We start from the raw sequence: 26,436 nt of genomic DNA, 5'->3' as shown, positions 1-26,436 counted from the left end.
CCGGCCATGTCTAAACTGCGCGCCCATGCATCTCGAACCTCTGTGCCAATCCGGCGACGCGCGCCGGGCGCGCCTGCATCTGCCGCACGGCGTGGTGGATACGCCCGCATTCATGCCCGTGGGCACTTACGGTACGGTCAAGGGCATGACGCCGTCCGAGGTCGCCGAGCTCGGCGCCCAGATCGTGCTTGGCAACACCTATCACCTCATGCTGCGTCCGGGCACCGAAGTTATCGGCGAGCACGGCGGGCTGCACGATTTCATGGGCTGGCAGGGGCCGATACTCACCGACTCCGGCGGCTTCCAGGTCTGGAGCCTGGCCGGTATGCGCAAGCTCACCGAGGACGGCGTGGCCTTCCAGTCGCCGCTGGACGGGGCGCGCTGGTTTCTGTCGCCGGAGGACGCGGTGTCGGTCCAGCATGCGCTGAACTCCGATATCGTCATGTGTCTGGACGAATGCACCGACTATCCGGTCTCGCAGGCGGATGCCGCGGCCTCCATGCAGCGCTCCATGCGCTGGGCCGCGCGTTGTCGCGAGGCCCACGGTGACAGCGGCAATCTGTTGTTCGGCATCAATCAGGGCAGCGTCTACGCCGATCTGCGAGCCGAGTCCATGGCGGCGCTGGTTGATATCGGCTTCGACGGCTACGCGATCGGCGGCGTCTCGGTGGGCGAGGGCTGGGACGACAAGGCCGATGTCCTGGCCGGCGTGCTGCCGCTGGCGCCCCGCGACCGGCCGCGCTATCTGATGGGTGTCGGCACGCCCGCCGATCTGGTCGCCTCGGTCTACTTCGGCGTCGACATGTTCGACTGTGTGATGCCCACGCGCAACGCCCGCAACGGCTATCTTTTCACCAGCCGCGGCGTGGTCAAGATCAAGAACGCGGTGCACCGGCACGACACCGGGCCGCTGGATCCGGCCTGCGGCTGTCCGACGTGCCGGGGTTACAGCCGGGCGTATCTGCATCATCTGTACCGCTGTGGCGAGATCCTCGCCGCGCGGCTGCACACCTGGCACAACCTGTACTACTACCAGTCGCTCATGGCGCGCATCCGGACGGCGATCGAGGCCGACGACTATCCGCGCTTCATGGCCGATTTCTTCACCGGGCCCGAAGGCGCCGGCACGGCCCAGGCCGCCGGCTTCGGTCATAGCTAGGACCTATCAACGCACCACGTGAGTCCGCGCCAAGCGCTTCCCGAAAATGGGCTATGGGCGGCGGGACGAGGCGTCGTGCGGGCCGCGCAGTCACTCGGCGTCAGCGTGTGGCAACACGGGATTGCCGGACCGCGGAGTTTGGCCCTTCGGGGCGGGCCGCCCAGCAACAATCGACCAGGGGCGCGCGCCGCGGCGTTGCCAGTCTGGATCGTGACGCGCCATGATCGGCGACTCGCGCCTTGCCGCACACGATGTGCGGCCTCCAGCGCGGCGTTTGCATGAGGTGTTAACAGACCCTGGCGTAACGCAAGCGTGCGCCGGACACGGTGGAGGCTATGGCATACTACGCCGCCTGCCGGGCACGGCGCGCCGAGGCAGCGCCACGACAGCCAACGCAAAACCAAGGGGCACTCTATGGATTTTCTGATCTCTCCCGCCTATGCCCAGAGCGGTGCAGCGGGCGGGGGCATCATGCCGACGCTCATCATGGTCGGCCTGTTCTTCGTGTTCATGTACTTCATGATCATCCGGCCGCAGATGAAGCGCCAGAAGGAGCACAAGAAGCTGCTCGAAAGCCTGGAGAAGGGCAGCGAGGTGGTGACGTCCGGCGGTATCGCGGGACGCATTCGCCAGGTCGGCGAAAACTTTCTGGTGGTCGAGGTGTCCGAGGGCGTCGAGATCCGCATCCAGAAGAACGCCGTGACCAGCGTCGTGCCCAAGGGCACGCTGGAGTCGCTCTAGAGCACCGCCATTCCGGCCCGCGGCGCGCGCCGGACGGGCCCTCGATCGTCACCGGGCCGCTATGAATCGCTATCCGCTGTGGAAATACCTGTTGTTGCTGGCGGTGCTGGCCGCAGGCGTGCTCTACGCGCTGCCCAACGTCTTCGGCCAGCAACCCGCCGTTCAGGTCTCGCTGGAAAGCGGCGATGCACCGGATGCCCAGCTCGCGCAGCGCGTCGAGCGCATTCTCGACAACGCCGGCATGGCGCCCCAGAGCGTCAACCTCGAGGAAGGGCGTCTGCTCGCGCTCTACCAAGGTACGGGAACGCAGCTCAAGGCTGCCGGCGAGCTCAAGCGCGAGCTCGGTGACGACTACGTCGTGGCGCTGAACCTGGCGCCGAGCACCCCGGAATGGCTGCGGGCGATCGGTGCCGAGCCGATGGCGCTGGGTCTGGATCTGCGCGGTGGCGTGCACTTCCTCATGGAAGTGGACATGGAGACGGTGTTCAACAACACCTACGATCGCTATGCACGTGACGTGCCCCGCTTTCTGCGGGACGAGTCCATCCGCTACACCCGCGCCTCGCGCGACGGCGACGCCGTGCGCATCGAATTTCCCAGCGCCGAGGCGATGAACGAGGCCGAAGATGCGCTGGCGAGCCAGTTCGACGTGCTCGAGTTTAGCGAGGCGCCGGAGGCCGAGAATACGCTGGTGGGCACGCTCACCGAAACCGAAGCGCAGCGCATCAACGACTTCGCGCTGGAGCAGAATCTGACCACGCTGCGAAACCGCGTGAACGAGCTGGGCGTGGCGGAGCCGATCGTGCAGCGGCAGGGCGAGTCGCGCATCGTGGTCGAGCTGCCGGGCGTCCAGGATACGGCCGAGGCCAAGCGTCTGCTCGGCAAGACCGCGACGCTGGAATATCGCCTCGTGGCCCGCGGCCGGGACGCCCAGGCCGCCGAGCGCACCGGCAACGTCCCTGAGGGCACCGAGCTCTATCACACGCGCGACGGCCAGCCGATCCTGCTGCAGGAAGAGGTGATCGCCTCCGGCGACCAGCTCGTCGACGCCTCCTCGGGCATCGACCAGCAGTCCGGCAGCCCCGCGGTGTTCGTGACGCTGGACGGCCAGGCCGCCAGCAACATGTTCGACGTAACCTCGTCGCACGTCGGCGACCCGATGGCGGTCTTGTTCACCGAGAACAAGATCAACACCCGCTACGAGGACGGCGAGGAAATCCGCGAGCGGGAGAAGATCGAGGAGGTCATCAGCGTCGCGACCATCAACGGCGTGTTCGGCAAGCGCTTCCAGACCACGGGCCTGGGCCGCAACGAGGCGCACGACCTGGCGCTGCTACTGCGGGCCGGCGCGCTCGCGGCGCCCGTCAACATCGTCGAGGAGCGCACGATCGGTCCGAGCCTGGGCGCCGACAACATCGCCCAGGGCCGTAATGCGGTGATCGTGGGCTTTCTGCTCGTGATCGTGTTCATGGCGGTCTACTACCGCGGCTTCGGCCTGTTCGCCAATGCCGCGCTGATCATGAATCTGATTCTCGTGGTCGCACTGCTGTCGCTGCTCCAGGCCACGCTTACGTTGCCCGGCATTGCCGGCATCGTGCTGACCATCGGCATGGCAGTGGACGCCAACGTGCTGATCTTCGAGCGAATACGCGAGGAGCTGGATGGCGGCAACACGCCGCAGTCGGCGATCAAGTCCGGTTACGACAAGGCCTTTTCCTCGATCGCGGACGCCAACATCACCACGCTGATCGCGGCGGTGGTGCTGTTCGGCTTCGGCACCGGGCCGGTCAAGGGCTTCGCGGTGACGCTGTCGCTCGGCATCCTGACGTCGATGTTCACGGCCATCGTGGGCACGCGTGCGATCGCCAATCTCGTGTACGGCCGCAAGCGCCGGCTCCAAAGCCTTTCGATATAGGTCGCCCTCGATGCGTCTGATCAAGCCCGATACCTCGATCGACTTCGTCGCCTACGCCAAGTACGCGCTCGTGTTTTCGGCGTTGCTGATTGTCGTATCCATCGTGTCGTTCTCGATGGAGAAGCTCACTTTCGGCATCGATTTCACCGGCGGCGTGATCGTCGAGGTCGGCTATCCCGAAGCGGTGGAACTGCAGAACGTGCGTGACGCCCTGGCCGAGGGCGAATTTCCCGACGCCACGGTCCAGCATTTCGGGGCCTCGGACTCTGTGATGATCAGGCTGGCGCCCGAGGAGGGGGCAGACAGCTCCGATGTCAGCACGCGCGTGATGAACGCCCTTGACGTGGAAGATTCTGCCGCCGAACTGCGTCGCGTCGAATTCGTCGGCCCGCAGGTGGGCGACGAACTCGTCAACAAGGGCGGTCTGGCCCTGCTCTACACGGTGATCGCGATCCTGATCTACGTCATCGTGCGTTTCCACTGGAAGCTCGCCGCGGGGGCGGTGGCCGCGCTCGTGCACGACATCACCATCACGCTCGGCGTGTTCTCGCTGTTCCATCTCGACTTCGACCTGACCGTTTTGGCCGCGCTGCTGGCGGTGCTGGGCTATTCGCTCAACGACACCATCGTCGTCTTCGACCGCATCCGCGAGAACTTCCGACGCATGCGCAAGGCCACCCCTGTGGAGGTCGTCAACGCCTCGGTCAACCAGACGCTGGCGCGCACGCTGATGACCTCCGGCACCACAATCCTCACGCTGCTGGCGCTATTCTTCCTCGGCGGCGAAGTAATCCACGGCTTCGCCACCGCACTGCTGATCGGCATCGTCATCGGTACGTTCTCGTCGATCTTCGTGGCCAGCGTGCTGGCGCTCAAGCTGGAGGTGACCAGCCAGGATCTGTTCCCGCCCAGGGAAGAGGACGCCGAAAAGGCCTCCCGAGTCACCCGCTAGCGTCGCGGCGAGGCCGTAGCGCGGTCGACGGAACGATCCGCGACCGCGCCGGATCGGCCGCCGCGGCCACGCGACCCGGCTCGAAACGCCGGTGGCCGTCGTGCGGATCGCAGGGCGATTTCCGCGACCGGGCGGGCTTGCGACGCAGGCTGGGGCGACCGGCACAGCCGCTGCGCGGCGGCTCTATCGACGGCGTCAGCCGTGATCCGCGCGACTGTAATGGGTGCGATTCTCGGGGCGGCGTGACGCGACACTCGCCGGTCGGGTATTCCGACGTATTCGGATCGCCGGCTGGATTACCGGCCAGGCGAGGGTGACGCGAGCGCGGTTCGCGCCGGCCGGTTCAGACGCGGGGCGGCAGCGTCGAATCGATGGCAGTGGCCGGCCCCGCGATGCCAGCGGTCGGCTCAGCGCGACGGGGTCTTGGCGATACGGCCGGCGAGTACCGGATAGATCTTGGGGTTGGCCGCCACCACGCTGCCGGTCTCGAGGGGATCGCCGTCGTGCGGATCGCCGGCGATGCCGCCGGCGGCGCGCACCATGAGGATGCCGGCCGCCATGTCCCAGGGCGCCAGGCCCATTTCCCAGAAGCCGTCGAGACGGCCGGCGGCGACATAGGCCAGATCGAGCGCGGCCGAGCCGGCGCGGCGCACATCCGAGCTGGCCGAGACCAGGCGGTTGAACAGCGGCAAATGCGTGGCGACATCCATCTGCTTGCGATAGGCAAAGCCCGTGGCCAGCAAGGCCTGGCGCATGTGCAGGGTGCGCGAGACGCGGATGCGGCGGCCGTCCAGGGAGGCGCCGGCACCGCGATCGGCCGTGAACAGCTCGTCCTTGACCGGGTCGTAGATCACCGCGTGCTCGATCACGCCGTTGACTTGGGCCGCGATGGAGACACAGAAATGCGGAAAGCCGCGCATGAAATTGGCGGTGCCGTCGATCGGGTCGATGATCCACACCGTGTCGGCTTCGCCCTGTTCGCCGGACTCCTCGGCGAGGAAGGCGTGCTGCGGGTAGACGCGGCGGATCGTGTCGATGATCGTGGCCTCCGCGTACTGGTCGGCCTCGGTCACGTAGTCGTTGTGGCCCTTGCGGGAGATCTCGCCGGTCTCGCCGCGCCGGTAGTAGGACAGGATGACGTCGCCCGCGCGGCGGGCCGCGGTCACGGCGATGTTGGTCAACGGTTGCATGGAACGGATCCTGCTGCGCCGGATGGGCTGGAAAAGCGCGCTAGCGTACCATTTGCGCCCGGTGAAGGGCGCTTCGGGAGCTGCGATGAACGACGATGAGCCGGCCACGGCGGGCATGCCGCAGGCCGACGTGATGGCGCGCCTGCGGGTGGTGCTCGTGGGGCCCCAGCATCCGGGCAACATCGGCGCCGCGGCGCGGGCGATGAAGGTGATGGGGTTGTCCGACCTGGTGCTGGTCGACCCGGAGCGTTATCCGGACGCGGAGGCTACCGCGCGCGCCTCGGGCGCGGACGACGTGCTGGCCGGCGCGCGCGTCGTCGACACGCTGGAGGCCGCCATCGGCGACTGCGTGCTGGCGATCGGCACCAGTGCGCGCGCGCGCCGCACCAGTTGGCCGCTGGCCGACCCGCGCACCGCCGCCGAACGGGCGGTGGCCGCCGCGGCGCGCCAGCCGGTGGCGCTGGTCTTCGGCCGCGAGCGCAGCGGACTCACCAACGCCGAGCTCGATCGCTGCCAGCTGCATCTGCAGGTGCCGACCAATCCCGACTACGCCTCGCTCAATCTCGCCGCCGCGGTGCAGCTCGTGGCCTACGAGCTGCGCGTGGCCGCCGGGGCGCGCGTGGCCGCCGGGGAGGCGCCGCGCGAGCCGGTGACCGCGGCCGATATGGAAGGGCTCTACGGCCACTGGCAGGCGGTCCTCGAGGCCAGCGGATTCATCAACCACGAGCACCCACACATGCTCATGCGCCGGCTGCGGCGGCTGTTCAACCGGGCCGCGCCGGACCGCATCGAGCTCAACATCCTGCGCGGCGCGCTGCGGTCGCTGGACCCGCGGCGGCGCGGCGATGACTGACGCCGCTGCTTGATTGCGGCGCCGGCGCCCCGAGATATGCCGGATAACAACCACCGCGACGGCGCCCCGCGGCCCCGATGCTCTGCTACATTGGCGCAAACGGTCGGCCGCGGCGACAGCGAGAGGACAAGCCCATGATTGGCCGCATGCGCGAAGACGTGCAGACCATATTCGAGCGCGATCCGGCGGCGCGCAGCATCTGGGAAGTGGTGTTCGCCTATCCCGGACTGCACGCGGTCTGGTGGCACTACCTCGCCCACTGGTGCTGGACCCATCGCCTGAAATGGCTGGGCCGTTTCGTCTCCCACATCTCGCGCTGGGTCACCGGCATCGAGATCCATCCGGGCGCGACGATCGGCCGGCGGTTCTTCATCGATCACGGTTTCGGCGTGACCATCGGCGAGACCACCGTGATCGGCGACGATTGCACCGTCTACCAGGGCGTGACCCTGGGCGGGACCAGCTGGAACCCCGGCAAGCGGCACCCCACGCTGGAGAACGACGTCATCGTCGGTGCCGGCGCCAAGGTCCTCGGCCCGTTCACGGTTGGGCGGGGCGCGCGCATCGGCTCGAACGCAGTGGTCGTCAAGGAAGTGCCGCCCGGCTGCACGGCGGTCGGCGTACCGGCGAAGCTGGTCAAGTGCAAGGACGCCACGCCCGAGGACCGGCGCAAGGAGACCGCCGACCGGATCGGCTTCGAGATGTATGGTGTCACCCAGGACATGCCCGACCCGGTCGCGCGCGGCATCGATGCGATGCTGGATCACATCGACGCGCTCGAACGTCGCCAGGACCAGCTCGAATCGCTGACCGAGCGCCTGTCGGCGCGGCTCGACGAGCGCGCGACCGACACCGAGACCGACAAGGCCTGACCGGCCGTCCACGGTCGGCGGGCCGGGATTGCACAGCCCGATGACGATCTATTTCGATCACAACGCGACCACGCCGCTGCACCCGGAGGTCTTCGAGGCCATGCGGCCGTGGCTGACCGAGCGACACGCCAACGCCTCGTCGCTGCACCGCGGCGGACGCGAGGCCCGTGCCGCGGTCGACCACGCCCGCGCCCAGGTGGCCGCGCTGGCCGGGGCGCAGCCCGATCAGGTGGTGTTCACCGGCGGCGGAACCGAAGCCGACAACCTCGCGGTGCAGGGCATCGCCGGCCTGCGCGGCGACGCGGCCCTGGTGATCTCGCCGATCGAGCATCCCGCGGTCACCGAGGCCGCCGAGGCGCGCGCGGCCCGCGGCGCGCGCCTGGAGCGGGTGGCGGTCGATGGTGAGGGCCGGGTCGACCTCGTCGACCTGGAGCGGCGGCTTGCCGCCGGCGACGTGGCGCTCGTCTCGATCATGGCCGCCAACAACGAGACCGGTGTGATCCAGGACGTCGCCGCGATCGCCCGGCTCGCCCGTGCCGCCGGGGCGTGGTTCCATACCGATGCGGTGCAGGCGATCGGCAAGCACGGCTTCGATTTCGCGGCCAGCGGCGCGCACGCGGCGAGCCTGTCCTCGCACAAGATCCAGGGCCCCAAGGGGGTCGGCGCGCTGCTGGTCGACAAGCAGCTCGACATCGACGCCGTCACGCGCGGCGGCGGCCACGAGCAGGGCCTGCGTTCGGGCAGCTACAACGTCGCCGGCATCGTCGGCTTCGGCGCCGCCGCCGAGCGGCTGGCCGCCGCCCGTGACGCCGAGATCGCCCACATGCGTGCGCTGCGCGACGAGCTGGAGCTCGGGCTGGACGCGCTGTCGGGCATCACGCGGTTCTCCAGCGGCGCCGAGCGGTTGGCCAACACCTGCCAGTTCGCGGTGGCCGGCTACGACGGCGAGGGGCTGCTCATGCTCCTGGACCGCGAGGATATCGCGGTTTCCTCCGGCTCGGCCTGCGCCGCCGGCAGCGGTGAACCGAGCCCGGTGCTGCTGGCCATGGGCGTGGACCCCGCGGTGGCCCAGGGCGCGATCCGCGTGAGCCTGGGCCCGGACAACAGCCGCGAGGAGATCCAGCATTTTCTGCTCGTGCTCGGCCGGCTGGCCGGCGGGATCGGCGGCGCCGCCATGCCGGGCAGCATAAGCGCCTCGGTTCTCGGTTGAGCGCGCCCGCGACGATCCACCTGGACAATGCCGCCACGGCGCGGCTGGCGCCCGGCGTGGGCGCGGCGATGTGGCGGGTGCTGGACGGGGCCGACGCCAACCCGTCCTCCGCGCACGCGCCGGGCCGGGCGGCGGCCGCGGCGATCGACGACGCCGCCGAGGCGCTCGCGAGGCTGATCGGGGCGCCGCCCGAGGCGCTGGTCTGGACCTCGGGCGCGACCGAGTCGATCAATCTCGCGCTCAAGGGCGCCGTCGGTTTCGCCGGCGGCGGCCATGTCGTGAGCGTGGTCACCGAGCATCGCGCCACGCTCGATACGCTCGACGTGCTCGAGCGCGACGGCACGCGCGTCACCCGGCTGGGCGTGGACGGCGTGGGGCGCATCGATCTCGCGGCCCTCGAGGCGGCGATCGCGGACGAGGCCACGCTCGTCTCGGTCATGCACGTGAACAACGAGACCGGGGTGATCCAGGACATCGCGGCGATCGGGGCACTGTGTGCGGCCCGCGGGGTGCCGTTGCACGTCGATGCGGCCCAGAGTCTGGGTCGGGAGCCGATCGACGTGGCGGCCCTGAACATCGCGCTGCTGTCGATGTCCGCCCACAAGATCGGCGGTCCGAAGGGCATCGGCGCGCTCTATGTGCGCCGGCGGCCGCGTCTTGGACTGGCCGCGCAGATCCATGGCGGCGGCCAGCAGGGCGGGCTGCGCTCCGGCACGCTGGCCGGTCATCAGATCGCCGGCTTCGGCGCGGCCGCCGACCATGCGCGGGCCGTGCGCGAGGCCGAGCAGCCGCGCCTGGCCGCGCTGCGCGACCGGCTGGCGCAGCGGCTCGCGGCCATCGACGGGGTCACGCGCAACGGCAGCGGCGCGCATGTGGCCGCGCCGTTTCTCAACGTCAGCGTGGCCGGTGTTCACGGCGACGCCCTGTTGACCGGGCTCACCGAGGGCGTGCCCGCGCTGGCTGTGGCCTCGGGGGCCGCCTGCAGCGCCGCCAAGGGCCAGTCGTCGTACGTTCTCCGGGCCATGGGGCGCAGCCCGCGCGAGGCCGGTGCGAGCGTGCGCTTCTCGCTCGGCGCGGCCACGGACGTGGCGGCCGTCGACGCGGCGGCCGCCCGGTTTGCTGAGGAGGTGGCCCGCCTGCGCGCGCTGGCATCGGCGGCATGAGATCGACGGCCACGCCCGCCGAGGCGCCGTGGCTGGGGCGTTTTCTGCGCCCGCGACACGCGGCGTGCGAATGTGACATCATTCAATGGAAAGGTTCGGGCGAGGCGGACACGCCGGCCGCCGATGCGCATTGCCGGCTGTTCGTGGACGCCGCCGAGGGCGTGATTGCGTCGGCGGCGTTCGCGGCCTTCGGTCCGCCGGTCGTCATCGCCTGCGCCGACTGGGTCTGCGAATGGCTGAGTGGGCGAACGATTGACGCAGCGCGTAGTCTGACGGTAAGGGAATTCGAACAGGCGCTGGTGCTGGCGCCGCAAGAGCGATACGCCGGCCTGCTGGTGCTCGACGCACTGACCGGTGCGCTCCGGGATGTCTGAGCCGCTGCTGGCGATGCCGGTAGCCTCCCGTCGCGCCGGCGTGGGCCGGCTGGATCAGGCGCTTCCTAATCTGGGATCATGGACGTTATGAGTGAAGCAACAGTCGAAACCGAGGATCTGACGCTGACGCCGGCCGCGGCCGAGCGCATCAAGCATCAGCTCGCCCAGCGCGGCAGCGGTGTGGGGCTTCGCCTGGGCGTGCGCAAGTCGGGTTGTTCCGGCTATATGTACACCATGGACTACGCCGACGAGGTGGGCGCGAGCGACGATGTCTTCGAGGGCTTCGGTGCCAAGGTGGTGGTCGACCGCAAGCATATGGACGTGCTGCGGGGCACGGTCGTGGACTTCCGGGCCGAGGGTCTCAACCGCATGTTCCGCTTCGATAATCCGCGTGCGGTCAACGCCTGCGGCTGCGGCGAGTCATTCACGGTGTAGTGCCGGCCCCGGCGGTCGGCGCGACGCGCCCTGACACGGCCGCCGCCGCCGGGCTACAATATGTGGTTATCCGCCGCGTGAGCGTTCTCGCGCGGCGTTCTAGTTTCACGAGTTACCGAATCATCCTGGAGAGATCATGGCCGTCGAGCGCACTCTGTCGATCATCAAGCCGGACGCCGTCGCGAAAAACGTGATCGGCGAGATCTATCGCCGTTTCGAGAACGCCGGTCTGCGCATCATCGGCGCGCGCATGGTGCATCTGTCGCGCGAGCAGGCGGAATCCTTCTATGCGGTGCACGCCGAGCGCCCGTTCTTCGACGCCCTGGTGTCGTTCATGATCTCCGGCCCGGTGATGGTCCAGTGCCTGGAGGGCGAGGACGCCATCGCGAAGAATCGCGACCTGATGGGCGCGACGAACCCGAAGGAAGCCGAGGCCGGCACCATTCGCGGCGATTTCGCCGAGTCCATCGACGCCAACGCCGTCCACGGCTCCGATGCGCCCGATACCGCGGCCACCGAGATCGATTTCTTCTTCGGCCAGGACGGCCTCTGCCCGCGCTGAAGGGGCGAGCCGGCACCCGATCATGACTGAGGCCAGCGTTCACGAGCCGACTGAACCCACGCGCGCCGCCGCGAGCGGCGCGCGCGTGAACCTGTTCGGTCTGGACCGCGAGGCGATGGCGGCATTCTTCCGGTCGCACGGCGAATCGGCGTTCCGGGCCAAGCAGGTCATGCAGTGGATCTACGCCCGCGGAGTCACCGACTTCGCGGCCATGACGGATCTGTCCAAGAAGCTGCGCGATCGGCTGCCGACCATCGCCGAGATTCGCCCGCCAACCAAGATCCGCGAGCAGGCCTCGGCGGACGGCACCCGCAAGTGGCTGCTGGCGGTCACCGAGGATCTGGATCCGGACAACGCCATCGAGGCGGTCTATATCCCCGAGCCGGATCGCGCCACGCTGTGCATCTCCTCCCAGATCGGCTGCGCGCTGGACTGCAGCTTCTGCGCGACCGGAAAGCAGGGGCTCAACCGCAACCTGACCACGGCCGAGATCATCGGCCAGGTCTGGATGTCCGAGCACGATCTGCGCGCCGAGGGCCGGGTGCACGGCGACCGCGCCCTGTCCAACATCGTGTTCATGGGCATGGGTGAGCCGCTGGCCAACTACCGCGCGGTGGTGCCGGCGATCCGTATTCTGCTCGACGACTACGGCTTCGGGCTGTCCAAGCGGCGGGTGACGGTCTCGACCTCGGGCATGGTTCCGTTCATGGATCGTCTGCGCGAGGAGGTGGACGTCGCCCTGGCGGTGTCGCTGCACGCGCCGACCGACGCGCTGCGCGACGAGCTGGTGCCGATCAACCGCAAATATCCGCTCGCCGAGCTGATGGGCGCCTGCGATCGCTATGTCGCGGGCAAGGAGCGGCGCGCCCACGTGGTCTACGAGTACGTCCTGCTTGCCGGCGTCAACGACACGCCCGCGCATGCGAAATCGCTGGCGGCCCTGCTTCGCGACCGGCCGGCCAAGGTCAACCTGATTCCCTTCAATCCGTTCGAGGGTTCCGGCTACGAGCGCCCGGCGGAAGACCGCATCCGCGCGTTCCAGGACACCTTGCACGGCAAGGGCGTGCGCACGACCGTGCGCCGAACCCGCGGTGACGATATCGACGCCGCCTGCGGCCAGCTCGTCGGCCGGGTGGCCAGCCGGCAGAAGCGTCACTTCCGCGACGTGCCGATCCGGGTGGAGTCCAAGCGGGCGAATCCGGCATGACGCGTGCGCGGCAGGGCGCCGCTGCCTGCATGCTGGTGGTCTGCGCGGCGGCGCTGGGCGGTTGTGCCACCTCGGGCGATGGGGTCGACACCCGCCAGGCAGCCGAGGCCAACGCCAGCCTGGGCGCGGATTATCTGCGCCGCAACGAGAACGACCAGGCCGTGGCGCGCTTCCGGCGGGCACTGGACTACGACAGCGACAACGCCTCGGCGGTCTGGGGCATGGCGATCGTCAAGGATCGTCTTGACGAGCCCGAGGCGGCGCGGTCCTACTACGAGCGCGCCGTCGATCTGCGCCCGAACGCGCCGGTCTATAACAGTTACGCGGCGTTCCTGTGCCGTCAGGGCGACGTCGAGCGGGCGCTGGAATACTTCGATCGCGCCGCCGACGATCCGCGCTACGCCGGGGCGCCGGATGCACGGGCCAACGCCGGCCTGTGTCTGGAGCGCGCCGGCCGCGGCGAGGCCGCCGAACGGTACTATCGCGACGCGCTCGAGGGCGACGCCGAGCAGGTTACCGCGCTCGTGCACATGGCACGGCTGATGTACGACCGCGGTGAATATCTCAGCGCCCGCGGGTTCATCGAGCGCGCCGATGCGGCCGCCGATCTCGAGGCCGAACAGCTGCGGCTGGCCGCGCGGATCGAACTCGCGCTGGGCGATCGGGGCGCCGCGGCCGACTATGTCGGCCGTTACAACGCGAGTCGTCCGGCGGCTAACCTGTCGCTTCGGCAACTGGAGCAATCGCGCCGATGAACGAGTTCGACGATCATTACGACGAGGACGCGCCTTCGGCGTCGCTCACGCAGAACAAGGCGGACGGCCTGTCGCCGGGCGAGATCCTGCGCGAGGCGCGTCTGAGCCACGACTACACGGTGGCCGACCTCTGCGCCCAGACCAAGTTCTCGCCGAAGACCGTCAACGCACTCGAGGACAACGACTTCGCGGCCCTGTCCCAGCCGGTGTTCGCGCGCGGCTACTACCGCCAGTGCGCCAAGGTGCTGGACATCAACCAGGACCGGCTCATGGCGGCCTACAGCGCCTGGGCGGGGGACGCCGCGGCGCGGCCGGCCTCCCCGAGCGCCGTCGACGTGGTCCCGCAGGACGTCACGCCGCAGCGCTGGCGCGCGCTGGGCCTGGTCGCCGCGCTGCTGGCGTTGCTGGTGGTGATCGGCGCGGTGTTCGTGTTCCTGCCCGATGCCTCGCTGCCGGACGACAACGACGGCTCGGACAACACCATCGTTCTCGACGATCAGTCGTCGGACGCCGCCGGCGAGGATGCGACCGGCAATGACGCCGACGTCGAGACGTCCGGCGACGACGGCGTGGCCACGGGCGGTGACGCCAGCGCGCCGGATACCGTCTCTGAGGCGGCCGGAGAGCAGACGACGGCCGCCGGCCAGCCGGCCGGTGGCCGCAACGTCAACGACACCCTGGGCCTGAGTGACGACAACGCGGACAGCGACGACACGAACGGCAACGCCGCCGACGAGACCTCGAACGAGCCCCAGATCGCGCCGAACCACCTGGTGATGGAGTTCGAGGAACGTTCGTGGGTGGACGTGCGCGACGCCGACGGCAACCGCCTGCTGACCGGAATCTACGAGGCCGGCGACACGCAGGAACTCGAGGCGCCGGCGCCGTATCGCATCACCCTCGGTTTCGCGCCGGGTGTCAGCATGACCATCGGCGGCGAGCCGGTGGACGTGGCCGGGGCGACCACGGGTAACAGTACCGCCCGCCTGACCGTGGAGGCACGCGAGAGCGAATGAGCATGACCGAGACCGCGAGCGCCCGGCGATGAGTCAGCGCATCCAGTCGATCCGAGGCATGAACGACGTGCTGCCGGCCGAGAACCCGGCCTGGGCGACGCTCGAGCGGGCGGCCGCGCGCGTGTTCGCGGCCTACGGCTATGAACAGATCCGGCTGCCGATCATGGAGCGCACCGGGCTGTTCAAGCGCGCCGTCGGCGAAGTCACCGATATCGTCGAGAAGGAGATGTACACCTTCGAGGACCGCGGCGGCGAATCGCTGTCGCTGCGGCCGGAGGGCACGGCGGGCGCGGTGCGGGCGGGCATCCAGCACGGCCTGCTGCATAACGCCACCCAGCGCCTCTGGTACCAGGGCCCGATGTTCCGCTACGAGCGGCCCCAGAAGGGCCGCCAGCGCCAGTTTCACCAGTTCGGCGTCGAGGCCTTCGGCCAGACCGGGCCGGATGTGGACGTGGAACAGATCGCCATGGCCGCGCGTCTGTTCAGTGCCCTCGGGATCAGCGGTCTGCGTCTGGAGATCAACACGCTCGGCACACCGGCGGAGCGCGCGGCCTACCGCGACGCCCTGCACGGCTATTTCTCGGCGCACCTGGACGCGCTCGACGACGACAGCCAGCGTCGGCTGGACCGCAATCCGCTGCGCATTCTCGATAGCAAGAATCCGGCGATGGCGGCGCTGATCGCCGAGGCGCCCACGCTGCGCGACTATCTGGGGGCGGAGTCCTCGGCCCATTTCGAAGGGCTGTGCGCCGGTCTGGAGGCGCTCGGCATCGAGTACAGCATCAACCCGCGGTTGGTGCGGGGGCTGGATTACTACACCCGCACCGTGTTCGAGTGGCTGACCGACGACCTCGGCGCCCAGAACGCGGTCTGCTCCGGCGGCCGCTTCGACGGCCTGGTCGATCAGCTCGGCGGCAGCGCCACGCCGGCCACCGGCTTCGCACTCGGCATCGAGCGCGTGGTCGCGCTGATGGCCGCCCAGCAGGTGCCGCTGGTCGACTGCGCGCCGCAGGCGTATCTGGTTCACGAGGACGGCCCGGCGGGCGCCCGCGTGGCCCGTCTGGCTGAGGGCCTGCGCGATGCGCTGCCGGATCTGCGCCTGCGGGTGCATGCCGGCGGCGGCAGCTTCAAGTCCCAGTTCAAGAAGGCCGATCGCAGCGGCGCACGGCTGGCGCTGGTCTTCGGCGAGGATGAAGCGGCCGAGGATGCCCTGCAGATCAAGCCGCTCGTCGACAGCCGACCGCAGGAGCGGGTGGCGATCGCCGAGGCCCCGGCCCGGATCGCGGCCCTGCTGGCCGCCGGTTGAACCCGCGTGACGTGCGGATGTCCACGAGTCTCGTCACCGTCCAATAACAACGCAGAGTGATTGCTGCATGGCCGATTTCGACAACGAAGAACTGAGCCGGGTCCGACAGTGGTGGGCCGCCAACGGCAACGCCCTGATGATCGGCGTCCTGGTCGGGCTGATCGTGATCGCCGCGTGGGGCGGCTGGAACTGGTACCAGAACCGTCAGGCCGCGGCCGCCGCCGACATCAGCGCGCAGATCGAGGGCGCGCTCGCCAACGGCCAGATCGACGACGGCGTGGTTGAGGCGGTCGAGCGGCTCGAGAACGACTACTCCGGCACGCCCTATGCGACGGGCGCCGCGCTGGGTCTGGCCGGCGCCTACGTTGCCGACTCCGAGTACGACAAGGCGATGCAGCACCTCGACTGGGCGGTCGACAACGCCTCCGAAGAGGGCATGCGCCACATCGCCCGGGTCCGCAAGGCCCGCCTGCTGTGGACGCAGGACGACGCCGAAGCCGCCCTGACGCTGCTTGAGACGGATCATCCCGCGGCCTTCGATGCCCTCTATGCCGAGGTGGCGGGTGACATCCACGCCGCCCGCGGCGATCGCGAGGCCGCCCATCAGGCCTACCAGCGTGCGCTGGACGCGCTGCCGGAGGACACGCCGCGGCAGCCGCTTCAGAACAAGCTGGCCGACAACGCGCCGACCGACGACGCCGGCGCCGGATCCGAACAGGAGAGCGCTTCCGCATCATGAGCAATCGACGCACCATCCCCGGCGCCGTCGGCCTGCTGGCCGCGGCGAGTGTGTTGCTTTCGGCCTGCGGCGGCGGCGCCACCGTGGCCAAGCCGACCCCGCTCGACGAGCTGGAGGCGCCGGCGTACCGCATGCAGACCCTCTGGCAGACCGATGCCGGTGCGGGCGCGGGCGAGTTCGTCAGCGGCTTCGTCCCGGCGGTCGCCGACGGCCGCGTGTACGTGGCCAATCGCGACGGCTACGTGCGCGCGCTGGACCTGGAGAACGGCGACACCATTTTCCGTTCGCGCACCGGCAACCGCTTGATCGCGGGACCTACGGTCGGCGGCGACACGCTGCTCATGGGCACCCGTGACGGCCAGGTGGTGGCGCTGTCGGCGAGCACCGGCGAACGGAAATGGAGCACGGAACTGGCCAGCGAGATCATCGCGCCGCCGGCGGCCTCGGAGGGCCTGGCGGTGGTCCGCACGCTCGACGGCCGCGTGGTCGCACTCAACCTCAGCGACGGCCGTCGGCGCTGGTCGGTCGAGTACAGCGTGCCCACGCTCACCATGCGCGGCACGTCGTCGCCGGTCATCGTCGACGGCACGGTGTACGCCGGCCTCGACAACGGCAAGATCGTCGCGCTCGATCTCGACAACGGCGAGCAGCGCTGGGAGCGGTCGATCGCGCTGCCGAGCGGCCGCTCGGAGCTGGAGCGCATCGTCGACATCGACGCCGATCCGCTGATCGTCGGCAGCGAGCTCTATGCCGTGAGCGCCGGCGGCCGCATGGCATCGCTGTCGCTGACGGGCGGCCGCGTGCGCTGGTCGGCGGACGTCGCCGCGGAGACCGGTCTCGCCTACGACGACGACAACATCTTCACCACCGACATGGACGGCATCGTCCGCGCCTTCAACCGACTGACCGGCAGCCAGAGCTGGCAGCAGGACGCGCTCGAATACCGCCGTCTCTCGGCGCCGTCGACCTACGAAGGCGATGTGCTGGTGGGCGATCTCGAGGGCTACGTGCACTGGCTGTCCGCCGACGACGGCGAGGTGATCGCGCGCGGCCGGCCCTTCGAGGAAGCCGTTCGTGCCCGGCCGGTGGTCGCCGGGGACCGCGTGCTCGTACTCGGCGCCGACGGCGAGATCGCGGCCGTGCGCTTCGGCCCCGGCTCGTAGCGGCTCCCGGACAGGACGCCCGATGACCGACGCGCTGCCGGTTGTGGCCCTCGTGGGCCGGCCGAACGTGGGCAAGTCCACGCTGTTCAACCGGCTGACGCGTTCGCGCGATGCGCTGGTCGCGGATCAGCCGGGGGTCACCCGCGACCGCCATTACGGCTTCGCGGTGTACGAGACCCAGCGCTACATCGTCGTCGATACCGGCGGTATCGGTCAGGACGACGAAGACATCGACACCCAGGCCTTCGCCCAGACCGAGGCCGCGCTCGAGGAAGCCGACGTCGTCCTGCTGATCACCGACCATCGCCAGGGGCTGCTCGCCGGCGACGCCGCGATCGCCGACCGACTGCGGCGCATCGAGCGGCCGGTGCACGTGGTCGTCAACAAGAGCGAGGGCGAGCAGAGCGTGAGCGCGATCGCCGAGTTCCATGCGCTGGGTCTCGGCGAACCCTGGGCTGTCTCCGCCGCCCACGGCGATCGCGTGGGGCTGTTGCTGGAGCACGTCTTCGCCCAGCTGCCGGCGCCGCGCGCGCTGGTCTCGGCCCACGACCGCGATGCCATCCGCCTGGCGCTGCTGGGGCGGCCGAACGCGGGCAAGTCCACGCTCGTCAATCGCCTGCTGGGCGAGACGCGCATGCTCACGCGGGACGCGCCGGGGACCACCCGCGACGCCGTGGCCAGCGAGTTCAGCTTCGACGAGCGGCCGTACGTGATCGTCGACACCGCGGGTGTGCGGCGACGGGCGCGTATCAGCGATACGGTCGAGAAAATCAGCGTTGTCAAGGCCATGCAGGCTGCCGAGGCGGCCCAAGTGGTCATCGTCATGCTGGATGCCCGCGCCGGCCTGTCGACCCAGGACATCCGCCTGCTGAGCCTGGCCGTGGAGCGCGGCCGCGCCGCCGTGATCGCGGTGAACAAGTGGGACGGGCTGTCCGAGAAACAGCGGCAGCGCCTGCACGCCGAGCTGGTCGAGCGCATCGGCGCCTTCGACTATCTGCCCCTGCTGTTCGTCTCCGCGCTGCACGGCTCCGGCCTGCGGGAGCTGCTGGACGCGGTCCAGGCCTCGCATCGGGCCGCGTTCGCGGAGCTGAGCACCAATGCGCTGTCGCGCACGCTGGAGGATGCCGTCGAGCAGCATGCGCCGCCGGCCATCCACGGGCGTCGCATCAAGCTGCGCTTCGCCCACCAGGGCGGACGCAACCCGCCGACGATCGTCATCCACGGCAACCAGACGCAGCGCCTGTCGGACGAGTACAAGCGGTATCTGATGCGTCGTTTCCGCGAGAAGTTCGACCTGTTCGGCACGCCCATCCATCTGGTGTTCAAGAACAGCGACAATCCCTACGCGGGCAAGGCGCGCACCCAGCGCCGATAGGCCGGCCGAACGCGCAGGGAGAACCGCCGAGGCCGTTCGGCATAGCGTTCCGGCGAGAGGGCGTGATCCTCATCGTGCGGTGTGTTCCGGCGGTCGTCGGTATCGTCCGGGTCCAGGAGTCGGAACCAACGGCTGGTCACACGGGCCGGTCGCCATCGAAAGCGCGTGCAAGCCACGGTCCGCATGGCGCGGGGCCCTGCGCACTAACGCCTGTTTCGGCTATCGGATCCCGCCGAGGTTTGACGGGCTAAGCGATCGAGCGCTCGCTTGGTCGCCGGCAAGCCCCGGCAAGCCCCGGCAAGCCCCGGCAAGCCCCGGCAAGCCCCGGCAAGCCCCGGCAAGCCCCGGCAAGCCCGGCAAGCCCGGCAAGCCCGGCCATCGAATCCCACACCGTGGTCGAAACGCGTTGGCACGGCGGTGGTTGGCCTGTCCCACAGGGGCGGAACATCCGCCAAGCCGGCCGATTGGCGATCGTCGCGCGTGACCCGATTCTGGAGCCGTCGCCGCTCGGTTCGGCATGCCCGCCGGACAAGCGGGGCCGTGGCCGCCGCTCGTGACGCGTAGGCAGCCATCGCGAACGCCGCGCGGCCAGTCGTCTCGGCTCTTATCGCGATTGTCGCCGAGTCGGGCCAGCCTCCGTTGGCGACGGACGGGGGAGAAACGGCACGCGACGGCATCCCCATTCCGCCGCGTGCCGCTGCTACAGCGCCGTGGCTACTGCTTGAGCAGGAAGTCCGCGACCCAGCCCTTGCGGCCGTCGTCGAACTCCACGTAGCTCCAGTCGTTCTCCTGTTTCAGGATCCCGACCGAGTCGCCCTTCCTGACCTGGAACAGCACGTCGGAGTCCGTCGTCGCGCGGCTGCGAACATTCACCGTGCTGCCGTCGATCTCCGCACGGGGTGTGCTCTCGGACTCGTCCGCCTGCGCCTCGTCCTCCGTCGTCGAGTCGGTGTCGTCGCTATCGGCGTCCGGGCTTTCCGCCGCGTCCGCGCCGTCCGCCGCGGCGGGTTCAGCGGGTTCGGCCGAAGCGTCGCCTTCGGTCGTGTCGGTCTTGGGGCATTGGTTGAACAGGCGCTCGAACCAGTTGCACTCGCCTGCCGGCGCCGAGTCGTCGTCCGCCTTCGATGCGTCGGCCGGGGCGGCCTCCGGCTCGTACGGTTCGCGACGGCCGTCGGGGTACTCGAGTACCGGCTTCATCTCCTGCGGCACGACTTCGACCGGGCCGGTCGTGATACGGGCATCGTCGGCGTCCGGCAGGTTCGTCGGCTGCTCGCCGTCGATATAGAACTGCCAGACCTCGACCTGCAGCGTGTCCTCGTGCGGTTTCCAGCCCACCACCAGGCCGCTGTTGTTCCAGACGTAGCGCAGGCGCCGGATCTGCATCCAGACCATGGCGTCGTCCACGGTCTGGAAGCGCTTCTGGCCCTCCTCGAGGTCCACCTCGGTGATGCCGTCGGCGGCCTCCCAGACCGGCGGCCTGCCTTCGAAGTGGATGCCCAGGCTGCCGCCCATGCGCTCCTGGCGTGGTTCGAGCACCACGCCGCGGCGCAGGCCGCGCCAGCTGTAAACGCGGCGCAGGCCGGGGCCGGCCTCGATCTTGATACGGCCCCACGGCGCGTCCGCCACCACCTGCGTGCCTTCCGAGAGCACGACTTCGTTGTCCTCGGGCACCGGCGGTCCGCCCTCGGGTACCGGCGGTGGCTCGGGCGTGACGACCTTGGGCCCGGTGACACAGCCCGCGGCGAGCAGGAGAAGGGCGAGGGCGGCACACACGCGCACGGGGCGACGGGCCGCGGAAAGCGAAGGTCTGATCATAGGTCTCGATACCCCTGTCTGTTGGTTGGATTCCGCATCGTCGTACGCCTTGCGCCACGCAATCGCGGAATCGGTCCGCTCACTCGGGCGACCGGTCCGGCGGTGTGGGATGGACCGTGTGAACGTCACAGTCCAGCCGCCCGCGGGCGAGATCGACGGCAATGCGCGAGCCCTCGGTGACGTCGTCGGCATTCCGCACGACCTCGCCCCGCGCATCGCGGGCAATAGCATAGCCGCGTTCGAGGGTCTGTAGCGGACTGACGCCGTTGAGACCGCGTGCGGCCGTGCGCAGACGCTGATCGGCGTTGCGGATGTGGCCCCGGGTGGCGAGCGTCAACCGTCGCTCCAGGGCCTCGCAGCGCCGGCGCTCGCGCGTGATGCGCGATGCCGGCGAGGCGCGCTGGAGCCGCTGCGAGAGGGCGGTTGCATGATCGCGCCGCCGGCCGAGGCGCAGGCGCATGGCGCGCTGGAGCCGCAGTTCGGCGTCGTCCAGGCGCTGCATGGGCGCCTCGAGGCGGCGACGCGGGTGCTGGCGTGCCAGCCGCGCGGTCAGCCCGTCGAGCCGTTCGCGGGCCGTGCTCAGCCGGCTCCGCATGCGGCGCTGCAGCCGGGCCGCGGCCTGCGGCACGACGGCGGCGCGCGCGGCCAGGTCGGGACAGACCAGCTCCGCGGCCGCCGACGGCGTGGCCGCACGCACGTCGGCGGCGAAATCGGCGATGGTCACGTCCACCTCGTGGCCGACGCCGGAGACCACGGGCAGCCGCGAGGCCACGATCGCCCGCGCGACGTTTTCATCGTTGAAGGCCTGGAGATCCTCCAGCGAGCCGCCGCCGCGCACCAGCAGCAGCACGTCGCAGTCGGCGCGCGCGCTGGCCCGTGTCAGTGCGGCCACGATCGCGGCCGGGGCGGCCTCGCCCTGGACCGGGACCGGGTAGACGCGCACCGCGCCCAGCGGATAGCGCCGCGCGACCACCGAGAGCACGTCGCGAATCGCCGCGCCGGTGGCGGAGGTGATCACGCCGATGCGCGCCGGTGCGGCGGGCAGGGCGCGCTTGCGCTCGGCGGCGAACAGCCCCTCGGCGTCGAGCCGGGCCTTGAGCTGCTCGAATGCGCGCTGCAGGGCGCCGTCGCCGGCGTCCTCCACGTGTTCCACGATCAGCTGATAGTCGCCGCGGGCGGCGTAGAGGCTCACCCGTGCGCGCAGGCGCACCTGGGCGCCGTTGTCGAGCGCGGTGCGCACCAGCCGCGCCTTGCCGCGGAACAGCGCGCAGCGCACCTGGGCGTCGCCGTCCTTGAGGCTGAAGTAGATATGGCCCGAACGCGGTCGCGCGACGTTGGAAATCTCGCCCTCGACCCAGAGCAGCCCGAAGCTGTGCTCCAGCAGCTCGCGCACGGCGGCGTTGAGCTCGGTCACGGAAAACACCGTGGGGCCGTTGGTGGCGGCGTTCGTCATGGTCAAGCTCGGGGCGCTTCCTTTATAATCCGCGGTCTTTGCGGCGGTGATAATCGCATACGCGAGGCAGCCGCCCACTGCCGGCGAGCCTATGACCCTGAGAATCAGCGAGCAAGCCCTGACGTTCGACGACGTCCTGCTCCAGCCCGCGTACTCCGACGTGCTGCCCCGCCACGTCGACCTGTCGACCCGCCTGACCCGCGGGATCACGCTCAATCTGCCGCTGATATCCGCGGCCATGGACACGGTCACCGAGGCCGGCCTGGCGATCGCGCTGGCGCAGGAGGGCGGCATCGGCATCGTGCACAAGTCGATGCCGATCGAGCGCCAGGCGCAGCATGTGCGCACGGTCAAGAAATACGAATCCGGCGTCATCTCCGATCCGATCACGGTGGGGCCGGAGGCGACCATCCGCGAGGTGCTGGAGCTGACCCGCGCGCGGCGCATCTCCGGCGTGCCGGTGGTCGACAACGGCGCGCCCGTGGGCATCGTCACCAGCCGCGACCTGCGCTTCGAGACCCGCTTCGACGCCCCGGTGACCAGCGTGATGACGCCCCGGGAACAGCTCGTCACCGTGCGCGAGGGCGCCGGCCGCGACGAGATCCTGTCGCTGTTCCATCACCACCGCATCGAGAAGGTGCTGGTGGTCAACGACGGCTTCATCCTGCGCGGCATGATCACCGTCAAGGACATCCAGAAGTCCTCGGATTTCCCGAACGCCTGCAAGGACGCCCAGGGCAGCCTGCGCGTGGGAGCGGCGGTCGGCCCCGGGCCGGAGAGCGTGGAGCGCGTGCAGGCGCTGGTGGATGCCGGTGTGGATGTGGTGGTGGTCGACACCGCGCACGGTCATTCCTCGGGCGTGCTCGCGGCGGTGGCCGACCTCAAGAAGCGCTTCCCCGATCTGCAGATCATCGGCGGCAACGTCGGCACGGCCGAGGGCGCCACGGCACTGGTCGAGGCCGGCGTGGATGCGGTCAAGGTCGGCATCGGCCCCGGTTCGATCTGCACCACGCGCATCGTCGCCGGCATCGGCGTGCCGCAGATCTCGGCCGTCGCCAACGTGGCCGGCGCGCTGGCCGGCACCGACGTGCCGCTGATCGCCGACGGCGGCATCCGTTATTCGGGCGATCTGTCCAAGGCGATCGCCGCCGGGGCCTATGCGGTAATGGTGGGCGGCATGTTCGCCGGTACCGAGGAGGCGCCGGGCGAGATCGAGCTCTATCAGGGGCGCTCCTACAAGGCCTATCGCGGCATGGGTTCGCTGGGCGCGATGAGCGGCGATTCCGGCTCGGCCGACCGCTACTTCCAGGATCCCTCCGAGGAGATCCAGAAGCTCGTGCCGGAGGGTATCGAGGGCCGCGTGCCCTACAAGGGCCCGCTCGGCGGCATCGTGCATCAGCTCATCGGCGGCCTGCGCGCCTCCATGGGCTACACCGGCTGCCACGACATCACCGAGATGCGCACCCGGCCGACGTTCGTGCAGATCACCTCGGCGGGCGTGAAGGAATCGCACGTGCACGACGTGCACATCGTCAAGGAAGCGCCGAATTATCGGGTCGACTGAACGGTGACGGCGGACGATAGCTTGCTGTCGCCCGTCTGGCGCTTTTCGGTTTCTCAGTATCGGGTGATAGCGGGCGTTTAACGAGCGAATACCGGGAAGCGCACGGTCTGAGGTTGCGAGTTCTGAATCAACTGCAACGGTTTGATCGAATTTCGGTTTCTTGCTTCCGTGCGAACCAAGAAGTCCGATGAACGCTTGGTGCCAGGATGTTCGTGGCTCGAAGCATCGAGTCTTGAATCCACGGTTCAGGCGAATTGTGGCCTGGGGTTTCGCACTGATGTGCGAGTCACTTTCATTTGCTTGTCCAAATGCAAGTAACCAAAGCAAAGGACACCCTGTCTTGCGCCGATGCTTCGCATCGGTGCCCTCCCATCGCGGACCGCAAGCGGGACGGCCGGAAACTCGCTAACGCTCAAACATCCGGCCGTCTTTTCCCGCTTGCGGTCCACGCTGCTCGGCGCTGCGCCCAAGGGGCCCAATACAGACAAGCCTTGCCGCCGCTCGCTCAAGGTCGCGGCTTCTCCAGGTTGAATGAACCTTGGGTGTAATCCGACTGGAACGTAGCCAGCTCGGCTGATTTCGGTGGGGCAATCGTATCGACTTGATGCTATGGAATCGCCCGCCTGTATTTGGGCCCCGTTGTACAGCGACGCAGACGCGCAGTGCCGAAGGGTGTCCGGCGCATTACCGGTGCGTACAGCCTGTTTGAGGATTGCCAAAGCGATCCGAGTTCTGCGCGCATCCCGTCGTCGCTGCGTGTCGTCGGAGTATCGCCCCGAGAGGCGGAGCAGGGCGTTCTCGCAGCGAAGCTGCGTGATGCGACCCTCGGCGGGGCGAGACCGTACGAATCGTCGCCTCGGGGCTCGGGCCGAATGCCGGCGGTCGCATGCCAGCTACGCTGGGAAGGCCCCGCTCCTCGCTTCGTACGGCACGGCGTAGCCGGCGCTGTGCCGGGTGTCCTTTTCTTTGCTCACTTTCATTCTGGACAAGCAAATGAAAGTGACTCGCACAGCAGTGCGAAACAAAAGGTCCGCTGAACTCGTGACTCCCGTAAGGCCCGTAGGCCTGCTGTTTTCACCGGCCGGCGCTGCGACCAAGGGGCCATAGAGACAGTCGCGCCGCACTCGTTCGGAACCGCTGCGTGATCGTCGTAGGTCAGATTGGCGAATGGCGAGCCGGCCAGCGCAAAGCCTCTCGCTCCGATCTAGAACACGAACAGATGCGCGATCGCCACGATAATCGGCAGCGTGATCACCGTACGGATCAGAAAGATCGCGCCCAGCTCGAGGAAGTTGAGCGGAATGTTCGATTTCAGCGTCACCGCGCCCACTTCCGACATGTAGATGAGCTGGGTGACCGACAGCGCGGCGATCACGAAACGCGTGAACTCGCTTTCGATGCCGGTGGCCAGGATCGCCGGCAGAAACATGTCCGCGAAGCCGGCCAGCAGCGCCGGGGCGGCGGCCGCGGCCTCCGGCACCTGCATCCATTCCAGCACCGGCACCAGCGGATAGGTGAGCCAGTTGAAGATCGGCGTGTATTCGGCGATGGCGATCCCGGTGGTGCCGATGGCCATGATCAGTGGCAGCAGCCCGAACAGGATCTCCAGATAGGTCGTCAGACCGTCGTAGAGCAGCTTGCGCGGGGCGGGCGCGGTATCGGCGCGACGCAGGGCCCGCTGCAGTCCGCGCGCCAGCAGCGAGCGGCCGTCGTGATCGTCCGCCGGCAGGCGCCGGCCGCCGGCGGGCCAGTAATCGTCGCGCTTGCGCGACAGCGGCGGCAGGCGCGGCACGAGGATGGCCGCGACCAGCCCCGACGCGGTCACCGTGAGATAGAACGGCACGAACAGGTGGCCGATCTCCGTGAAACTGGCCACGAGCATCGCGAAAGTGATGGACACGATGGAGAAGTTGGTCGCGATGACCGCCGACTCGCGTGCCGAGTAATAGCCCTTCTCGAACTGCTTGGAGGTGATGATCACGCCGACGGTGCCATCGCCCAGCCACGAGGCCGTCGCATCCACGGCCGCCCGGCCGGGCAGGCCGAAGATGCGGTGGAACACGCGCTGAAACAGCGTGCCCACGAATTCCATGGCGCCGAAGTCGGTTAGCAGCGGCAGCAGGAACGAGGCGAAGAAGAAGAACGACACCAGTGCCGCGATCACGTCGAACAATACGACCTGGCCCGTGTCCGGGCCTACGATCCACTCGGGGCCCAACCCGAGCAGCGTCAGCGCGCCGAAGACCGCGCCCACCACGCGCAGCCCGATCTGCGCCGGTGAGACCGCGAACAGGGCGGCGAACAGCCCCTCGCGCCGCGACTCCTCCATGCCGGTCAGGTATGCCGCGACCGACAGCAGCGCGGACAGCGCCATCAGCACGCCCGCGATCGGCCCAAGCCAGCCGTCCATGAAGGCGGCCAGCGCGTTCGACAGGATCGCCAGGCCGATGGTGATGTTGCCCTCGGCGGTCACCATCGGCGTCAGAAAGGCGAGCGCGCCGAGCAGCGAGGGGACGAGAAACCTCAGCAGAGCGCGGCGGCCGGGCGGTCGTCGCGGCGGCTCGTCGGCGGGCTCGGCTGCGGCGTTCTGGCTGTCGTGTTCGGTCATGGCGTCCGG

Annotated in this window: 23 protein-coding genes; 19 read left to right on the top strand and 4 right to left on the bottom strand. The window is 69.2% G+C overall.

The genetic code is table 11. The features are described from left to right. The first annotated feature begins 25 nt into the window (after positions 1–25). The 4 genes from tgt to secF all read left to right on the top strand — a co-directional run bounded on the left by tgt (position 26) and on the right by secF (position 4,767). Positions 26–1,159 carry a tRNA guanosine(34) transglycosylase Tgt gene (gene tgt / locus SAHL_RS03740; protein ID WP_123590062.1) on the top strand — a complete coding sequence of 378 codons (1,134 nt, stop codon included), beginning with the start codon at positions 26–28 and terminating at the stop codon, positions 1,157–1,159. A 414-nt stretch (positions 1,160–1,573) separates the two neighbouring features. Beyond that, the gene (gene yajC / locus SAHL_RS03735) at positions 1,574–1,900 is read left to right on the top strand and encodes a preprotein translocase subunit YajC (RefSeq protein WP_123590061.1); all 327 of its coding nucleotides are present in this window, start codon (positions 1,574–1,576) and stop codon (positions 1,898–1,900) included. 61 nt (positions 1,901–1,961) lie between these two features. Beyond that, positions 1,962–3,815 carry a protein translocase subunit SecD gene (gene secD, locus SAHL_RS03730; protein WP_123590060.1) on the top strand — a complete coding sequence of 618 codons (1,854 nt, stop codon included), beginning with the start codon at positions 1,962–1,964 and terminating at the stop codon, positions 3,813–3,815. 10 nt (positions 3,816–3,825) lie between these two features. Further along, positions 3,826–4,767 (top strand): protein translocase subunit SecF, encoded by a 942-nt coding sequence (gene secF, locus SAHL_RS03725; protein WP_123590059.1) that lies wholly within the window; start codon positions 3,826–3,828, stop codon positions 4,765–4,767. Positions 4,768–5,174: 407 nt separating this feature from the next. On the opposite strand, the gene SAHL_RS03720 is transcribed toward secF, so the two are convergent. Next, complete coding sequence (locus SAHL_RS03720; protein ID WP_123590058.1) at positions 5,175–5,957, bottom strand: inositol monophosphatase family protein; 783 nt, start codon at positions 5,955–5,957, stop codon at positions 5,175–5,177. Positions 5,958–6,087: 130 nt separating this feature from the next. Here SAHL_RS03720 and SAHL_RS03715 point away from each other — a divergent pair, with 130 nt between their 5' ends. From SAHL_RS03715 to der, 14 genes are all read left to right on the top strand, one after another. Next, positions 6,088–6,810: a TrmJ/YjtD family RNA methyltransferase gene (locus SAHL_RS03715; protein WP_184947303.1), complete on the top strand. Its 723-nt coding sequence runs from the start codon at positions 6,088–6,090 to the stop codon at positions 6,808–6,810. Positions 6,811–6,944: 134 nt separating this feature from the next. Next, a complete protein-coding gene (gene cysE / locus SAHL_RS03710; RefSeq protein ID WP_123590056.1) occupies positions 6,945–7,682 on the top strand; it encodes a serine O-acetyltransferase in 738 nt (245 codons plus the stop codon). A gap of 40 nt (positions 7,683–7,722) precedes the next feature. Then, positions 7,723–8,892 (top strand): cysteine desulfurase family protein, encoded by a 1,170-nt coding sequence (locus SAHL_RS03705; RefSeq protein WP_123590055.1) that lies wholly within the window; start codon positions 7,723–7,725, stop codon positions 8,890–8,892. Further along, entirely contained in the window at positions 8,889–10,055 is a 1,167-nt protein-coding gene (locus SAHL_RS03700; protein ID WP_123590054.1) for a cysteine desulfurase family protein, read from the top strand. Before SAHL_RS03705 ends, SAHL_RS03700 begins: the two co-directional genes overlap by 4 nt. Further along, positions 10,052–10,429 carry an iron-sulfur cluster assembly scaffold protein gene (locus SAHL_RS03695; RefSeq protein WP_123590053.1) on the top strand — a complete coding sequence of 126 codons (378 nt, stop codon included), beginning with the start codon at positions 10,052–10,054 and terminating at the stop codon, positions 10,427–10,429. The genes SAHL_RS03700 and SAHL_RS03695 overlap by 4 nt, the downstream gene beginning before the upstream one ends. Before the next feature lie 87 nt (positions 10,430–10,516). Next, positions 10,517–10,864, top strand: a complete 348-nt coding sequence (locus tag SAHL_RS03690; RefSeq protein ID WP_123590052.1) for a HesB/IscA family protein — start codon at positions 10,517–10,519, stop codon at positions 10,862–10,864. 136 nt (positions 10,865–11,000) lie between these two features. Then, entirely contained in the window at positions 11,001–11,426 is a 426-nt protein-coding gene (ndk, locus tag SAHL_RS03685; protein WP_123590051.1) for a nucleoside-diphosphate kinase, read from the top strand. Positions 11,427–11,448: 22 nt separating this feature from the next. Then, on the top strand, positions 11,449–12,633 hold the full coding sequence (rlmN, locus tag SAHL_RS03680; protein WP_123590050.1) for a dual-specificity RNA methyltransferase RlmN: 1,185 nt from the start codon (positions 11,449–11,451) through the stop codon (positions 12,631–12,633). Next, positions 12,630–13,388 carry a type IV pilus biogenesis/stability protein PilW gene (gene pilW, locus SAHL_RS03675; RefSeq protein ID WP_123590049.1) on the top strand — a complete coding sequence of 253 codons (759 nt, stop codon included), beginning with the start codon at positions 12,630–12,632 and terminating at the stop codon, positions 13,386–13,388. Before rlmN ends, pilW begins: the two co-directional genes overlap by 4 nt. Next, positions 13,385–14,404: a RodZ domain-containing protein gene (locus tag SAHL_RS03670; RefSeq protein ID WP_123590048.1), complete on the top strand. Its 1,020-nt coding sequence runs from the start codon at positions 13,385–13,387 to the stop codon at positions 14,402–14,404. The genes pilW and SAHL_RS03670 overlap by 4 nt, the downstream gene beginning before the upstream one ends. 28 nt (positions 14,405–14,432) lie before the next feature. Next, on the top strand, positions 14,433–15,710 hold the full coding sequence (gene hisS, locus SAHL_RS03665; RefSeq protein WP_123590047.1) for a histidine--tRNA ligase: 1,278 nt from the start codon (positions 14,433–14,435) through the stop codon (positions 15,708–15,710). A gap of 67 nt (positions 15,711–15,777) precedes the next feature. After that, positions 15,778–16,449: a YfgM family protein gene (locus SAHL_RS03660; RefSeq protein ID WP_123590046.1), complete on the top strand. Its 672-nt coding sequence runs from the start codon at positions 15,778–15,780 to the stop codon at positions 16,447–16,449. Then, the gene (bamB, locus tag SAHL_RS03655) at positions 16,446–17,612 is read left to right on the top strand and encodes an outer membrane protein assembly factor BamB (RefSeq protein ID WP_123590045.1); all 1,167 of its coding nucleotides are present in this window, start codon (positions 16,446–16,448) and stop codon (positions 17,610–17,612) included. The genes SAHL_RS03660 and bamB overlap by 4 nt, the downstream gene beginning before the upstream one ends. Positions 17,613–17,634: 22 nt before the next feature. After that, positions 17,635–18,987 (top strand): ribosome biogenesis GTPase Der, encoded by a 1,353-nt coding sequence (gene der, locus SAHL_RS03650; protein WP_245965490.1) that lies wholly within the window; start codon positions 17,635–17,637, stop codon positions 18,985–18,987. Positions 18,988–19,701: 714 nt separating this feature from the next. Here the strand turns inward: der and SAHL_RS03645 are convergent. Both SAHL_RS03645 and xseA read right to left on the bottom strand, forming a co-directional pair. Continuing rightward, complete coding sequence (locus SAHL_RS03645) at positions 19,702–20,802, bottom strand: SH3 domain-containing protein (protein WP_184947278.1); 1,101 nt, start codon at positions 20,800–20,802, stop codon at positions 19,702–19,704. A 79-nt stretch (positions 20,803–20,881) separates the two neighbouring features. Beyond that, positions 20,882–22,255 carry an exodeoxyribonuclease VII large subunit gene (gene xseA / locus SAHL_RS03640; RefSeq protein WP_123590043.1) on the bottom strand — a complete coding sequence of 458 codons (1,374 nt, stop codon included), beginning with the start codon at positions 22,253–22,255 and terminating at the stop codon, positions 20,882–20,884. 97 nt (positions 22,256–22,352) lie between these two features. Between xseA and guaB the strand changes: the two genes are divergently transcribed. Further along, on the top strand, positions 22,353–23,819 hold the full coding sequence (gene guaB, locus SAHL_RS03635; RefSeq protein ID WP_123590090.1) for an IMP dehydrogenase: 1,467 nt from the start codon (positions 22,353–22,355) through the stop codon (positions 23,817–23,819). A gap of 1,204 nt (positions 23,820–25,023) precedes the next feature. Here the strand turns inward: guaB and SAHL_RS03630 are convergent. Then, positions 25,024–26,427, bottom strand: a complete 1,404-nt coding sequence (locus SAHL_RS03630; RefSeq protein ID WP_123590089.1) for a YjiH family protein — start codon at positions 26,425–26,427, stop codon at positions 25,024–25,026. Positions 26,428–26,436 lie beyond the last annotated feature (9 nt).

The organism is Salinisphaera orenii subsp. halophila YIM 95161, from assembly GCF_003732545.1.
In the GTDB taxonomy this organism is placed as follows: Bacteria; Pseudomonadota; Gammaproteobacteria; order Nevskiales; family Salinisphaeraceae; genus Salinisphaera; species Salinisphaera orenii_A.
Note: the sequence above shows the minus strand (reverse complement) of the source record. Positions and strands in the feature narration are given on the sequence as shown.

Excerpts from the sequence above, each read along its gene's own strand:
- tgt (WP_123590062.1), top strand. The coding sequence starts at position 26 with ATGCATCTCGAACCTCTGTGCCAATCCGGCGACGCGCGCCGGGCGCGC.
- yajC (WP_123590061.1), top strand. The coding sequence starts at position 1,574 with ATGGATTTTCTGATCTCTCCCGCCTATGCCCAGAGCGGTGCAGCGGGC.
- secD (WP_123590060.1), top strand. The coding sequence starts at position 1,962 with ATGAATCGCTATCCGCTGTGGAAATACCTGTTGTTGCTGGCGGTGCTG.
- secF (WP_123590059.1), top strand. The coding sequence starts at position 3,826 with ATGCGTCTGATCAAGCCCGATACCTCGATCGACTTCGTCGCCTACGCC.
- SAHL_RS03720 (WP_123590058.1), bottom strand. The coding sequence starts at position 5,957 with ATGCAACCGTTGACCAACATCGCCGTGACCGCGGCCCGCCGCGCGGGC.
- cysE (WP_123590056.1), top strand. The coding sequence starts at position 6,945 with ATGATTGGCCGCATGCGCGAAGACGTGCAGACCATATTCGAGCGCGAT.
- SAHL_RS03705 (WP_123590055.1), top strand. The coding sequence starts at position 7,723 with ATGACGATCTATTTCGATCACAACGCGACCACGCCGCTGCACCCGGAG.
- SAHL_RS03695 (WP_123590053.1), top strand. The coding sequence starts at position 10,052 with ATGAGATCGACGGCCACGCCCGCCGAGGCGCCGTGGCTGGGGCGTTTT.
- SAHL_RS03690 (WP_123590052.1), top strand. The coding sequence starts at position 10,517 with ATGAGTGAAGCAACAGTCGAAACCGAGGATCTGACGCTGACGCCGGCC.
- ndk (WP_123590051.1), top strand. The coding sequence starts at position 11,001 with ATGGCCGTCGAGCGCACTCTGTCGATCATCAAGCCGGACGCCGTCGCG.
- rlmN (WP_123590050.1), top strand. The coding sequence starts at position 11,449 with ATGACTGAGGCCAGCGTTCACGAGCCGACTGAACCCACGCGCGCCGCC.
- pilW (WP_123590049.1), top strand. The coding sequence starts at position 12,630 with ATGACGCGTGCGCGGCAGGGCGCCGCTGCCTGCATGCTGGTGGTCTGC.
- SAHL_RS03670 (WP_123590048.1), top strand. The coding sequence starts at position 13,385 with ATGAACGAGTTCGACGATCATTACGACGAGGACGCGCCTTCGGCGTCG.
- hisS (WP_123590047.1), top strand. The coding sequence starts at position 14,433 with ATGAGTCAGCGCATCCAGTCGATCCGAGGCATGAACGACGTGCTGCCG.
- SAHL_RS03660 (WP_123590046.1), top strand. The coding sequence starts at position 15,778 with ATGGCCGATTTCGACAACGAAGAACTGAGCCGGGTCCGACAGTGGTGG.
- bamB (WP_123590045.1), top strand. The coding sequence starts at position 16,446 with ATGAGCAATCGACGCACCATCCCCGGCGCCGTCGGCCTGCTGGCCGCG.
- der (WP_245965490.1), top strand. The coding sequence starts at position 17,635 with ATGACCGACGCGCTGCCGGTTGTGGCCCTCGTGGGCCGGCCGAACGTG.
- SAHL_RS03645 (WP_184947278.1), bottom strand. The coding sequence starts at position 20,802 with ATGATCAGACCTTCGCTTTCCGCGGCCCGTCGCCCCGTGCGCGTGTGT.
- xseA (WP_123590043.1), bottom strand. The coding sequence starts at position 22,255 with ATGACGAACGCCGCCACCAACGGCCCCACGGTGTTTTCCGTGACCGAG.
- SAHL_RS03630 (WP_123590089.1), bottom strand. The coding sequence starts at position 26,427 with ATGACCGAACACGACAGCCAGAACGCCGCAGCCGAGCCCGCCGACGAG.